The following is a 12,945-nucleotide window of genomic DNA, read 5'->3' on the forward strand; positions in this document are numbered from 1 at the left end:
CGCAGTAAGCAAGTAAGCAAGGGATGAAGTGATGGGCAGCAACGGATTCAACGTCGGCGTCGTCGGTGCCACGGGCCAAGTGGGAAAGGTGATGCGTCGCCTGCTTGAGGAGCGGGAATTTCCGATTGCGAGCATCCGCTTCTTCGCGACGAGTCGCTCGGCCGGAACCGTGCTGCCGTTCAAAGGCCAGAACGTAGTGGTCGAAGACGTCGAGACGGCGGACACGGCCGGGATCGACATCGCATTGTTCTCCGCGGGTGCCACGGGCAGCCGAGCGCAAGCGCCGCGGTTCGCGGCGGCCGGCGCGATTGTCATCGACAATTCGAGTGCCTGGCGCATGGACCCGGATGTGCCGCTCATCGTCAGCGAGGTCAATCCGGAAGCCATTGCGGATGCGCACAAGGGCATCATTGCGAACCCCAACTGCACGACGATGGCGGCAATGCCGGTGCTGAAGGTCCTGCACGAGGAGGCCGGGCTGGAGCGGTTGATCGTCAGCACCTATCAGGCGGTGTCTGGTTCCGGGCTTGCGGGTGCGCAGGAGCTTGCAGATCAGGCGGTTGCTGCGGTGTCGGGCGGCGAGCTGCTTGGGCTGGTGCACGACGGCGCTGCCGTGACGATGCCGGCGCCCGTGAAGTATGTGCGGCCAATTGCGTTCGATGTGATCCCGCTGGCGGGTTCGATCGTCGACGACGGATTGAACGAGACTGATGAAGAGAAGAAGCTGCGCAACGAGAGTCGCAAGATCCTCGGGCTGCCGGATCTTTTGGTCAGTGGAACGTGTGTGCGCGTGCCGGTGTTCACCGGCCACTCGCTGTCGATCAACGCGGAGTTCGCCCGACCGTTGACACCCGAGCGGGCGCTCGAACTGCTAGCGGATGCGCCTGGCGTCGTCGTCACGGATGTTCCGACCCCGCTCCAAGCGGCCGGTCAGGACCCGAGCTTTGTCGGGCGGATTCGCCAGGATGAGGGTGTGCCTGGCGGTCGCGGTCTGGCTCTGTTTGTTTCGAACGACAACTTGCGTAAGGGTGCTGCGCTGAACGCAGTGCAGATCGCGGAGGTCATTGCGGCGCAGCGCGCCGTCACTACTGCAGCTTGATGTCCCCGTCTGACGCGTCGCGCCCTGCTGGTTGAGGAGCCCGCGAGCTTTCGGTCCCTGCCCTTCGAGACGGCCGCGAGCGGCCTCCTCAGGAACCGCGGAGTCGAAGGCCGGTCCCTGAGCGGAGTCGGCGAGCATGCGTCTCGAAACCTGCGACCTGGGGCTAACGGCAGGTCGGTTGTCGCGGCTTGACCGAAGGCGTCCGGCGGTCCGGCACCATCGGCGCGCGCGTCGGCTGGGACGCCCTTGGGGCGGCTGGGTGCCGACACTACACCCGACCGGAGTGGGGCGGGCAACCGTCTCGTGTGCGTCAGTGGTGCGTGGGAGTGCCCGGGGGACCCTCATCTTGACAATCGCGTATTTTGTATACAGAATACTTCTGGACAACGATCTGCACACTCCAGAAACGAGGTAATCCATGTCCTCCCTCTCAAGGACGAGAAAGATACTTGCACTCGGCATAGCCGTTGTGACAGCCGTTGGCTTGGCCGGCTGTGCGACCGGCGGCGCCGGCGGATCCGGGCAGAGCTCGACGCTCAATCCTGATGCCAAGGTGTCTGGCCAGATCACCGTTTGGTCGTGGGATGTTGCGGCCACCGCACTCAAGCGGCTCGGCGCGCAGTACCAGAAGTCGAACCCTGGCACCACGATCAAGGTCGTCGACGTCGGCTATGACAATGTCTACGACAAGATCTCCGTCGGCCTGCAGGCCGGCAGCGGACTCCCCGATGTGCTGACGATCGAAACCGATCACACACCGGGCTACATCTCGCAGTTCCCTAAGAGCTTCACCAACCTCGACCCGATTCTGGGCTCGGACAAGAGCGACTTCGATCCCTCAAAGTGGGCGGCATCGTTGGGCAAGAACGGAGATCTCTACGCCGCGCCGTGGGATGCAGGAACGATGGCGCTGTACTACCGTTCCGACTATCTCAAGGCGGCCGGCGTTGACCCGGCATCGCTCACGAGCTGGAATAAACTTGTCGCCGCAGGCGAGCAGATCAAGTCGCAGACCGGCCACACTCTGATGTCGACGGACCTGTCGGCTGGTGGCCCGTTCTACGCCATGTTGCAGCAGCAGGGGCAGGGCATCTTCAACGCTCAGGGCAAGATTGACATCACCTCGCCTGCCGCAGTGAATGCGCTCACCCTGATCAAGCAGATGAACGACAAGGGGCTACTGAAAAACGTCAAAGGCTGGGACGCCGAGGTGACCAGCGCGAAGAACGGCGATTCCGCGGTAGATCCGAATGCCGTGTGGTGGGTCGGCACGCTGACCAGCGAGATGCCAGAGCTCTCCGGCAAGTTCGGCGTGACCGAGCTTCCCGCGTTCACGGACGGTGGAGCTCGTACGTCCAACAACGGCGGATCAGGGCTCGCGATCCCCACCCAAGCGAAGAACCCGCAACTGGCTGCGTCGTTCGTCAAGTATGTGTTGGCAAACAAGGACAACCAGGCGTCGATGATGCAAAAGGAAGGGCTCTTCCCGAGCTATCTGCCTGCGCTGAAGACGAGCTACTTCCAGCAGCCGCAGCCGTTCTTCGGCGGTCAAAAGGTCTACCAGCTGTTCGCTGATCTGACGGCGAAGATTCCGCCGATCACGTACACGAGTGACAACTCGGCGGCGACTGACGTCATCAATAACGCAGTTGCCGCCGCCGTGCTGAACGGTGCAGACCCAACCAAGGCGCTGACGGATGCTGCCAAGCAGATCGCAACCGCCACCGGGCGTTCGATCGCCGGCTGAGTTCATGACTCGCACTGAGGTTCGCATCGGCAGGCCATTCGCGGACACACGAAGCGCCGGGACGTTGGGGCGCAAGCGCCAACGTCCCGGGCTCTGGTTCGTGCTTCCAGCAGCCGCGTTGTTTCTTCTGTTCTTCGCATATCCACTGATCGCCTCGCTGTGGCAGAGTTTCTTCTCGACCAAGGGCGGCACATCCACGTGGGTTGGCCTGGCTCAATACGCACGATTGTTCAGCGACCCGCTGGTGGGCGAGAGCCTGTTCAATGCTGGGTTATTCCTCTTCGTGCAGGTGCCGTTGATGATCGGGCTCGCTCTTGGGCTCGCCTACGTCTTGAATCAGACGTTTCTCAAATTCAAGACCGGGTTCCGGCTCATCTATTTCTTGCCTGCCATCACGACGCTTGTCGCATACTCCGTTGTGTTCCGGGTGCTGCTGGCCACAGACGGCGGCGCCGTCAACCAGCTGATCGGGCTGTTCGGCATCGCGCCCGTCGACTGGCTCAACAACGAGGCATGGGCCCGTGTCGCCGTGATCGCCTCGATCACCTGGCGCTGGACCGGTTACAACATGGTGATCATCCTGGCCGGGTTGCAGGCGATTCCGGCGGAGCTGTATGAAGCCGCGAAGATCGACGGCGCCGGCCGCTGGGCGACGTTCTCCAAGGTCGTCGTGCCACAACTGCGCCCGGTGCTCATCTTCACGAGCGTGACGTCGACGATCGGCGCACTGCAGTTGTTCGACGAGAACTTCATCCTGACCGGAGGCGGGCCGAGCAATGCCACCCTCACACCGGTGCTCTACTTGTACCGCGTCGGATTCCAACAGTTCGACTTCGGCTACGCGTCTGCGATCGCGTGGCTGCTCGTGATCCTGACCGGAATCATCTCGATCATTCAGTTCTGGCTGATGCGTGAGAGACGAGAGAAGCGGTTCAAGGTTGCCGCGAAACGGGGATCAGATTCCTCGGCGCACACCGTGCGGAAAGAGGCCGTGCAAAAAGAGACCGCGCAGAAAGAGACAGTCTCATGATCCGGGCCGTTCGGCATGCTCCCCTTTATCTCCTTTTGATCATCGGGGCGGTGCTCAGCATCGTGCCGTTCCTGTGGATGATCATCTCGTCGACGCATCTGACGCGTGACCTCTTCGCCTCGCCTCTTCCGCTCCTGCCCGGAGGCGAACTCTGGAGCAATCTTGCACGGCTTCAGCAGGAGACCGGGTTCGGCCTGGTGATGCTCAACAGTCTGGGCGTCGCGATTGTCTACACCGTCTTCAGCGGGATCGTCAGCATCATGTGCGGGTACGGGTTGGCCAAATTCCGGTTCCGCGCGCGCGGCATGCTGCTCGGCCTGGTGCTGGTCACCATGATGATTCCGATGCAGGTGTTGCTGGTTCCGCTGTTCCAGATGATGGCGAGCCTCGGCTGGATTGACAGTTTTCAGGCCCTGATCGTGCCGTTCCTGGCGAACGCGTTTGGGATTTTCCTGATGCGGCAGGCGTTCCTGGATTTTCCGGACACACTGCTGGAGGCCTCGCGCATCGACGGCGCAGGGGAATTCCGCACCTTTTACGGCATTGTCATACCAGTTGCGAGACCCCAGATCGCCGCGCTGATCATCTACACCTTCGTCAGTCAGTGGAATTCGTTTATCTGGCCGTTGCTCATGCTGAACACAGAGGACAAGTACACGATCCCGGTTGCGCTGAACACGATGATCGGGCTGTCACACGTGGACTACTCCGGACTGATGCTCGGATCGCTGCTAGCGACCTTGCCGTTGCTGATCCTGTTCGTTGCTTTCCAGAAGCAGTTCATATCCGGACTGCTGGGCGGGGCAGTCAAGGGCTGACACTCAAGGGCTGACGGTCAAGCGCCAACGGTCATGGGCCTGCGGTCAGGGGCTGACGGGCACCTCGACGCGCTCCCAGGAGATGCCCGCGTCAGCCAGCAGTCGACGCATGCCGTTGGTCCAGTTGGCGCTCAGCGCGGCTTTGGCCTTCGGGATGTCACCGGCGATGAGGTACTTGGCGATCTCAGCATGCTCCTGAGCGCTGCGCTCGATTTTGGTGTCATCCGCGACGAGCAGGGATTCGTAGCGGTGAATTGCGAGGCGGATGCCCGTTATCGTGTCGATCAGTCGCTCATTCGGGCATGCGCTGAGCATCAGATTGTGCCATTCGTCGTCGCGGCGGTTGATCAAGGCGTGCTGGGCGATGTCGTCGTTGAACTCCGCAGCGAGTTTCGCGAGTTCCGCGCCGATCGTCTTGAGCTCGTCCAGGGGGCTCAACTCGAGAGCGAGACCCTCGAGTGCGACGATGATCGGGCTGAGCTCTTCGAACTCGCGCGCGCTGAGCGGCACGAATCGAAACCCTTTACCGTTTTCGCTTTCGATCTGTCCTTCGCTCTCCAGTGCGATGAGTGCCTCACGCAGCGGGGTGCGGCTCACGCCGAGTTCAGCGGCAAGTTGCACCTCGTTGATGCCCTCACCAGGACGCACGTTGCCCGTGCGCATGCGAGTGATCAGTTCTTCGCGAACCTGTGAGCGTAACGTCTTGCGCTCGATTGCCATGAGTCCTCCTGCTTCGCAACCGGCCGACACCGAGCCGACGATGCCTAGTGTATGGCTCGATAGGGTGCGCGACTTGACCATGCGACCCGATCGCCATACGGTGTCTGTATACAGAATACAGCGTGGTGGAGGTTAACGATCATCTGCGCTACGACGTGAGGAGTGCAGGTGGGTGAGCGTCGGACGCTTCGACTGGACGAATTGGCTTATGGCGCGGACTACAACCCCGACCAGTGGCCGGAAGAGGTATGGCAAGAGGACGTGCGCCTCATGCGCGAGGCTGGCGTCAACCTGATCACGCTTCCCGTGTTCTCTTGGCCTCGCTTGGAGCCACATCCTGGCGAGTACGACTTCGATTGGCTTGACCGCGTCATCGACCTGCTGTGGTCGAACGGTATCCGCATCGATCTCGCGACGGCCACGGCGACGCCGCCTGCGTGGCTGGTGCGGCAGCATCCGGAGATTTTGCCGCAAACAGTGGACGGTACGCACCTCGAGTTCGGATCGCGGCAGGCCTACTGCCCGAGTTCGCCGATCTTCCGCGAACATGTCGCCCGCATGGCGCGCGTCATGGCCGAGCGTTACGGCAACCATCCCGCTGTGGTGCTCTGGCACGTGTCAAATGAATACGGCGATCACGTGTCGCGGTGCTGGTGCCCTGTATCGGCCGAACATTTTCGGCGCTGGTTGAGCGCGAAGTACGGGGCGATCGACGCCCTGAACGACGCGTGGGGAACCAGCTGCTGGGGTCAGAACTACATAGCGTGGGAACACATCGAACCGCCGCGTACGGCGACCGGCCCGATCAATCCGGCGCAGCAACTCGACTTTGAGCGCTTCTCTTCGGATGCGCTGCTCGAGCTTTTCCAGGCCGAGGTCGACGTTCTCCGCGACGTGACGCCGCAGCTCCCTGTGACGACGAACTTCATGAGCATGCTGCGTGACCTGGACTACTGGCGGTTCGCCGAGGCGGAGGACCTGGTAACGGATGACGCCTATCCCGACCCTGCCGACCCGTACGCGCACGTGGCGGCAGCGCTCAACTACGGCTTGATGCGCTCCCTCAAGGACGGCAACCCATGGCTGCTGCTCGAGCAGGCGCCGAGCGCGGTCAGCTGGCGTGACGTCAATGTTCCCAAGACGCCCGGGCAGATGCGGCTGGGCAGCATGCACGCCCTCGCGCATGGGGCAGACGGCGTCATGTTCTTTCAGTGGCGGCAGGCGAAGTTCGGGCCGGAGAAGTATCACTCGGCAATGCTCGGCCACCGAGGCGAAGACAGCAGGACGTTCCAGGAGACGAAGGCGCTCGGAGCCGAGCTGAAGAAACTTGAGGCGATCCGGGGAACGCGGGTGAAGTCATCCGTGGCGCTCGTCGCCGACTGGGACTCCTGGTGGGGGCTTAGCGCTCCCGACTCGCTGCCGTCGCTTCGGCTGAACTGGTTGCGGCAGGCGCGAGACTGGCACAGCGCGCTCTACGCGTGCGGCCAGGCGGTCGACGTGGTGCGCGCCGACGGGCCGTTCGAACGCTACGACGTCATCGTCGTTCCTAATCTCTACGCGACGACGGTCGAGCAGGCGGATGCGCTCGCTGCGTTCGTCGCCCGCGGCGGGCAGCTCGTTGTCGGACCGTTCAGCGGCGTCGTGGACGATACGGAGAAGGTGCACGACGGTGGCGCTCCTGGACCGTTGCGTGCCCTGCTCGGAGTAGAGGTCGATGAGTGGTGGCCACTTCCGGCCGGCGAATCTGACGACATCGTGCTGGGCGGCGAACGCTATCCCGTCACGGTATGGCGAGAATGGCTGGAGGTGCAGGAAGGCACCACCGTCACAGCTACGTACGGGACTGGCGTTCTTGCCGGGCGCGCAGCGGCAACACGCCGTTCGCACGGCCGTGGCGCCGCTCGGTACGTCAGCGCGGGCTTTTCGCCCACCGGGCTGCGCGCGATTCTCGCCGACGCTCTCCGCGACGCAGGCCTGCCTGTCGCTGAAAATACTGATCGGCAGGTCGAGTCCGTAACGCGCACCGACGGCACCACGGATTACACGTTCTTGCTCAACCATGGCGCGGCCGAGGCTCGCGTTTCGATCGAGCCGGGGGTACGCGATCTGCTGACCGGTGACCGACCGGTGCACGAACTGAGGCTGCCTGGCTGGGGTGTCGCGGTACTCGAGAGTGCGTCAGTGGTCGAGTAACGCCGGAGCGGGTTTCGCATTTTGGGCTTCGGGCTTCGGGCTTCGGCGACGGCGGTGCCGGCCGACACTGTCGTGTGGGTGACGTCCGCGCCGCCCGGCCGAAAGCAGCTTGACCGGTCGCACGATCACATTTAGAGTGTCTGTATACTGAATACAAAATAATGAACAGGATCGAACATGACAGAGCCCTTCGTGCATCCGTACGTGCCGAACACCGTGCCCGAGATCAAAGCGGCGATGCTTCGTGCCACGGGCGCGGCATCGATTGATGAGTTCTACGAGGACGTGCCCTCTGAATTGCGCCTCGGCCGAGAACTCAATCTGCCAGCGCCGTTTTCGGCCGAACAGGATCTCCTGCGACACGTCACAGGCCTGTTGCAAGTCAATGTGCCAACGAGTGAACAACTCAGCTTTCTCGGTGCGGGCACCTATAACCACTATGTGCCGGCGGTGGTCGAAGAGGTGATCGGGCGCAGCGAGTTCCTAACTGCGTACGCAGGCGAGCCGTATGAAGACCATGGTCGATTCCAAGCGTTGTTCGAATACCAATCGCTGATGGCCGAGCTTGTGAACATGGATGTTGTCAACGTTCCGACGTATGACGGCTTTCAGGCGATGGGAACAGCTCTTTCGATGGCAGGACGGATCACTGGCCGCCGAACTGTCATCGTCGCGAGCGACATTCTGCCGGACAAGCTCTCCCGAGTGCGCGACTACGTGCGAAGCAACTTGGACCTTGTAATTGTTCCCACCGTGAATGGCACGGCCGACGTCGCGGCGGTCGCCGCACGAATCGATGAGACGACCGCAGCCGTACTCGTGGACACCCCAAGCTACACCGGAGCGCTCGAGCAGGCCGTGAGTGAACTTGCGGATGCGGCGCATTCTGCGAATGCGATCTTCGTGGTCGGCGTCGATCCCATTGGTCTGGGCGTGCTGACACCGCCGGCCGACCAGGGGGCCGACATCGTCTGCGGCGACATTCAGTCGCTCGGGCTGCGGCAGTGGTTCGGAGGAGCGCACGGCGGGTTCATCGCGGTGCACGACGATCCGCGTTTTGTGATGGAGCTGCCCTCTCGCCTGTTCGGCCTCGAGTCGACGGACGTGCCGGGCGAGTACGGCTTCGGTGACGTCGCCTATGAGCGCACCTCGTTCGCCGTGCGCGAGGACGGCAAAGAATGGGTCGGCACGGCGGCAGCCCTGTGGGGCATCGCAGCCGGCGTGTACCTGAGCCTGATGGGCCCGCAGGGAATGGTCGACCTGGGGAACACGCTACTGGCGCGCACCGCGTACGCAAGCGGCCGCCTCGGGGCGCTCCGGGGCGTCACCGTCGGCGACACCGCCGTTCACCTGCGTGAGTTCGTCGTCGACGTTACGGCATCCGGGGTGCACACCGACGAGATCATCGCCCGTCTGCGCGAGCAGGGCATCGAACCGGGTGTTCGCCTGGACGAGAACCGACTACTCGTCTGTGTCACCGAAATGAACAGTCAGTCAGATATCGACCGCCTCATCGGAGCACTCGGGGCCGTACTTGAGGAGAAGTCAGCGTGAGCCTTCCTGTTGCACCGAAACCAGCCCTGCGTCGCTTTCACCAGGCGAGCTGGGACGAACCCGTTATCTTCGAGCTCAGCACCCCCGGCGAGCGGGGAGTGCTGGTGTCGCGCCCTGAGGCTGCCGTTCGAGACGCCGTCGGCGACGTTGTCGCCGTGCTGCCCGCTTCACTGCGACGAAACACGCCGCCCGCGTTGCCGGAAATGGGCCAGATGCGTGTGCTGCGCCACTACCTGCGGTTGAGTCAGGAGAACCTCGGCGCTGATTTCAACGTCGACGTCGGCCAGGGCACCTGCACGATGAAGTACTCGCCGAAGGTGAATGAGACGATTATCCGCACGCCGAAACTCGCCGACCTGCATCCGCTGCAAGACGTTGCGACTGTGCAAGGCGTGCTGGAGATCATCTGGCGGATGGAACAGATCCTCGCCGAAATATCCGGGATGTCCCGCATCTCGCTGCACACACAAGGGGGATCGGCCGCGATTTGGACGAACATCGCCATGATCCGCGCCTACCACGAGGCCAACGGTGAGGGTGCGCAACGCAACGAGGTGATCACCACGATCTTCTCGCATCCGTCGAATGCGGCCGCCGCAAAGGCCGCCGGCTACACGGTGATCACTATTCACCCGGATGAGCACGGCTATCCGAACCTCACAGCGATGAAGGGCGCGCTGTCGTCCCGCACGGCTGCGATCATGGTCACGAATCCTGAAGACACGGGCATCTTCAACCCGCACATCAAACAGTGGGTGGATGCCGCTCACGCCGTGGGCGCACTGGCGTCGTACGACCAGGCGAACGCGAACGGGATCCTTGGCATTACCCGTGCACACGAAGCCGGTTTCGATGTGTGCCATTTCAACCTGCACAAGACATTCTCCACGCCGCACGCCTCGGGCGGACCCGGCGCGGGCGCCAGTGGCGTGGCCGATAAGTTGGTGCCGTTCCTGCCCGGCCCACTCGTCGAACGCGACGGCGACCGATTCTTCTTCGACTACGACCGCCCACAGTCGATCGGCAAGGTGGCGCCGTTCTATGGCGTGATCCCGAACATTGTGCGCGCATATGCGTGGACCATGGCGCTCGGCGCCGAGGGCTTGCGCGCAGTTGCGGAGATCGCCGTGCTCAACAACAACTACCTGATGAAGCGCATCCTGGAGATCCCGGGCGCCAGCGCGCCGTACGCGCAGGGCCGCCGCCGGATCGAGCAGGTGCGGTACTCCTGGCAGGAGCTGTACGAAGAAACCGGCATCTCGTCAGAGGAGATTGGCATCCGCGCATCCGATTTCGGAATGCACTACTGGACGAGCCATCATCCGTATGTCGTGCCGCAACCGTTCACGCTCGAGCCGACTGAGTCGTATTCCAAAGCCGAGCTCGATGAGTATGCCGACGTCATCGCCGAAGTCGTTCGCGAGGCACGGGAGGAGCCCGAGGTCGTGCGAACCGCGCCGCACAATCAGACCGTGCATCAGATCCATCACGAAGATCTCGACGATCCGGCGCGGTGGGCGATCACCTGGCGGGCGTATCTGCGCAAATACCCGGAGGTCGCCGCGCGACTGAACGCCGAAAAGGTGGTGGGTCCGTCAGCGGAACCCGCGACATACGCGATGGCCGGTGCCGAGCGTTAGGACGCCTGGAACGGGGTCCGTTGTTCGCTCCGACGTCGAGTGTGAGAGAGGAATCATGACGCAGCTTCTGGGTCTGATCGTCAACCCCATCGCCGGTGTCGGCGGGCGTGCCGGGCTGAAAGGCAGCGATGGCATCAAGGTGCAGGCACTCGCCCTGTTGCGCGGCGGCAGCAGGCGGTCGGCCGAACGCGCGGTCAGGGCGCTCGCTGTGGTTGCGGCGGCGCATCCCGGTGCCGAAATCGTCACGGTTGCCGGGGAGATGGGGGAGAACGCGGTGCGCGCCGCCGGGCTGCACCCGCGCGTGGTTTCAGCACCCCAGGATCCGCGAGCGACAGTGCCCGCTGACACCGTGGCCGCGACAACGGCGATCGTGGAAGCGGGCGCGAACCTCGTGCTGTTCGTCGGCGGCGACGGCACCGCGCGAGACGTCTGCGCAGGCATGGCGGCCGTCCGGTCGGCGGGAGGGTCGCCCGGCACCGCGACGGCAAACGGCGGCACCGCGACCGCAACCTTCGGCACCGCGACCGCAAACGACATCACCTCGACGGCAAACCCGGTCGCCGCGCTCGGGATACCCGCCGGCGTGAAGATGTACTCGGCGTGCTTTGCGGTCAGCCCCGTGGCGGCCGGGGCGCTGGCCGCGCAGTGGTTGAGCCGGCGGCCGCTTCCTGTGCGTGAATCCGAAGTGCTCGACGTGGTGGAGGAGCAGTTGAGACATGGGCGGGTCGAGCCACGCCTGTTCGGCTACCTGCCGGTTCCGTTCGTGCTCGGCCGCACTCAGGCACGCAAGGCGCCGACGCCGAGTTCCCAGTCCGAGGCCGCGCGATCCGCTGCCCGCGGCGTCGTGAAGCAACTCCAACCGGGCATGCACTACCTCCTTGGTCCTGGAAGCACGGTCGGTGAGATAGCACAGCTGCTCGGATTACCGAAGACGCCGCTCGGTGTTGACGTCGTGCTCGACGGGGAAATCGTGTGCAGCGACGCGTCGGAGCGCGATCTGCTCGCGCTGCTGTCGGGCGTTCGCGCAAAGGCGGTCGTGACGGTCATCGGTGGGCAGGGCTTTCTGCTCGGGCGAGGAAACCAGCAATTGTCGGCGCGCGTTGTGCGCGCGATAGGTGACGACCCATTGATCGCGGTCGCCACCGAGCAGAAGCTGATCGACCTTCAGGGCAGGCCGCTTCTGGTCGACACCGGCGATGCCGAACTGGATGCTCGCCTGGCCGGATTCATCCGCGTGACAACCGGAGCTGCCGCAGCGAGCGTCTACCCTGTCCAAGCACCGGAAAACCAGACACCAGAAAGTGAAGCACCCGAGAGTCAAGCTCCCGGGTGCGAAGCACAAGATAACGAAGGAGCGCGCGCATGCGTTTAGAAAACAAAAGGGCGATCGTCACGGGCGGCGCCGGCGGCATCGGTCGTGCCACATCCTTGGCTTTCGCAGCTGAGGGAGCACGGGTCGCCGTTGTCGATCTGAAAGCGGATGCCGCTGCTGCCGTCGTCGCAGAAATTCAGGCGGCTGGCGGTGAGGCTGTCGCGATTTCTGCCGATGTTTCGAGTGAAGCAGACATTGAGCGTGTCATCGCGGAGACGCTTGAAGCCTTCGGCGGGGTGGATGTGGTCTTCAACAATGCCGGGATCATTCGCCGCACCACGGCGGTCGAGACGACCGTCGAGGAGTGGGATCGCGTGTTCGGCGTGAATGTGCGATCGATCTTTTTGATGTGCAAGCACGTGGTGCCGATCATGGCTGCGTCCGGTGGCGGGTCGATCGTCAATACCGGGTCGGGCTGGGGGCTCAAAGGCGGTGGCCAGGCCATCTCGTACTGCGCGTCGAAGGGTGCCGTCGTGAACATGACGCGCGCGCTCGCCATCGACCACGGCCCGCAGGGCATCCGTGTCAACTCGGTCAACCCGGGCGACGTCAACACTGGCATGCTGCGGGACGAGGCGCGTCAGCTGTCACAAGATGCCGACTCGTTCCTGGCGGAGTCCGCCGATCGTCCGCTTCAGCGGATGGGGGAACCACGCGAAATTGCCGCAGCGGTCGTTTGGCTTGCGAGTGACGAGTCCAGTTATGTTACGGGCTCCGCACTCGTCGTAGACGGTGGTGGCATCGCCTGAGGCCGTGTCACTATGTGGCATTC

Annotated in this window: 10 protein-coding genes; 9 read left to right on the forward strand and 1 reads right to left on the reverse strand. The window is 63.3% G+C overall.

Annotated elements, in window-relative coordinates:
• The first annotated feature begins 31 nt into the window (after positions 1-31).
• The 4 genes from QU604_RS05560 (at position 32) to QU604_RS05575 (ending at position 4,694) form a co-directional block, all read left to right on the forward strand.
• Positions 32-1,099, forward strand: coding sequence for an aspartate-semialdehyde dehydrogenase (locus QU604_RS05560; RefSeq protein ID WP_308467820.1), 1,068 nt, complete (start codon positions 32-34; stop codon positions 1,097-1,099).
• 418 nt (positions 1,100-1,517) lie between these two features.
• Entirely contained in the window at positions 1,518-2,846 is a 1,329-nt protein-coding gene (locus QU604_RS05565; protein ID WP_308467821.1) for an ABC transporter substrate-binding protein, read from the forward strand.
• A 4-nt stretch (positions 2,847-2,850) separates the two neighbouring features.
• Positions 2,851-3,876 carry a carbohydrate ABC transporter permease gene (locus QU604_RS05570; protein ID WP_308467822.1) on the forward strand — a complete coding sequence of 342 codons (1,026 nt, stop codon included), beginning with the start codon at positions 2,851-2,853 and terminating at the stop codon, positions 3,874-3,876.
• On the forward strand, positions 3,873-4,694 hold the full coding sequence (locus QU604_RS05575) for a carbohydrate ABC transporter permease (protein ID WP_308467823.1): 822 nt from the start codon (positions 3,873-3,875) through the stop codon (positions 4,692-4,694). Before QU604_RS05570 ends, QU604_RS05575 begins: the two co-directional genes overlap by 4 nt.
• A 45-nt stretch (positions 4,695-4,739) precedes the next feature.
• On the opposite strand, the gene QU604_RS05580 is transcribed toward QU604_RS05575, so the two are convergent.
• A complete protein-coding gene (locus QU604_RS05580; protein ID WP_308467824.1) occupies positions 4,740-5,414 on the reverse strand; it encodes a GntR family transcriptional regulator in 675 nt (224 codons plus the stop codon).
• A gap of 168 nt (positions 5,415-5,582) precedes the next feature.
• Between QU604_RS05580 and QU604_RS05585 the strand changes: the two genes are divergently transcribed.
• From QU604_RS05585 to QU604_RS05605, 5 genes are all read left to right on the forward strand, one after another.
• Positions 5,583-7,607, forward strand: a complete 2,025-nt coding sequence (locus QU604_RS05585) for a beta-galactosidase (protein WP_308467825.1) — start codon at positions 5,583-5,585, stop codon at positions 7,605-7,607.
• Between the two features lie 177 nt (positions 7,608-7,784).
• Positions 7,785-9,161, forward strand: a complete 1,377-nt coding sequence (gene gcvPA, locus QU604_RS05590) for an aminomethyl-transferring glycine dehydrogenase subunit GcvPA (RefSeq protein WP_308467826.1) — start codon at positions 7,785-7,787, stop codon at positions 9,159-9,161.
• The gene (gcvPB, locus tag QU604_RS05595) at positions 9,158-10,801 is read left to right on the forward strand and encodes an aminomethyl-transferring glycine dehydrogenase subunit GcvPB (protein WP_308467827.1); all 1,644 of its coding nucleotides are present in this window, start codon (positions 9,158-9,160) and stop codon (positions 10,799-10,801) included. Before gcvPA ends, gcvPB begins: the two co-directional genes overlap by 4 nt.
• 55 nt (positions 10,802-10,856) lie before the next feature.
• Positions 10,857-12,173 (forward strand): ATP-NAD kinase family protein, encoded by a 1,317-nt coding sequence (locus QU604_RS05600; protein ID WP_308467828.1) that lies wholly within the window; start codon positions 10,857-10,859, stop codon positions 12,171-12,173.
• Positions 12,164-12,922 carry an SDR family NAD(P)-dependent oxidoreductase gene (locus tag QU604_RS05605; protein WP_308467829.1) on the forward strand — a complete coding sequence of 253 codons (759 nt, stop codon included), beginning with the start codon at positions 12,164-12,166 and terminating at the stop codon, positions 12,920-12,922. The genes QU604_RS05600 and QU604_RS05605 overlap by 10 nt, the downstream gene beginning before the upstream one ends.
• The last annotated feature ends 23 nt before the right edge of the window (positions 12,923-12,945 follow it).

Source organism: Rathayibacter sp. SW19 (assembly GCF_030866825.1).
GTDB classification, from domain to species: Bacteria; Actinomycetota; Actinomycetes; order Actinomycetales; family Microbacteriaceae; genus Rathayibacter_A; species Rathayibacter_A soli.

Excerpts from the sequence above, each read along its gene's own strand:
- QU604_RS05560 (WP_308467820.1), top strand. The coding sequence starts at position 32 with ATGGGCAGCAACGGATTCAACGTCGGCGTCGTCGGTGCCACGGGCCAA.
- QU604_RS05570 (WP_308467822.1), top strand. The coding sequence starts at position 2,851 with ATGACTCGCACTGAGGTTCGCATCGGCAGGCCATTCGCGGACACACGA.
- QU604_RS05565 (WP_308467821.1), top strand. The coding sequence starts at position 1,518 with ATGTCCTCCCTCTCAAGGACGAGAAAGATACTTGCACTCGGCATAGCC.
- QU604_RS05600 (WP_308467828.1), top strand. The coding sequence starts at position 10,857 with ATGACGCAGCTTCTGGGTCTGATCGTCAACCCCATCGCCGGTGTCGGC.
- gcvPA (WP_308467826.1), top strand. The coding sequence starts at position 7,785 with ATGACAGAGCCCTTCGTGCATCCGTACGTGCCGAACACCGTGCCCGAG.
- QU604_RS05605 (WP_308467829.1), top strand. The coding sequence starts at position 12,164 with ATGCGTTTAGAAAACAAAAGGGCGATCGTCACGGGCGGCGCCGGCGGC.
- QU604_RS05575 (WP_308467823.1), top strand. The coding sequence starts at position 3,873 with ATGATCCGGGCCGTTCGGCATGCTCCCCTTTATCTCCTTTTGATCATC.
- QU604_RS05580 (WP_308467824.1), bottom strand. The coding sequence starts at position 5,414 with ATGGCAATCGAGCGCAAGACGTTACGCTCACAGGTTCGCGAAGAACTG.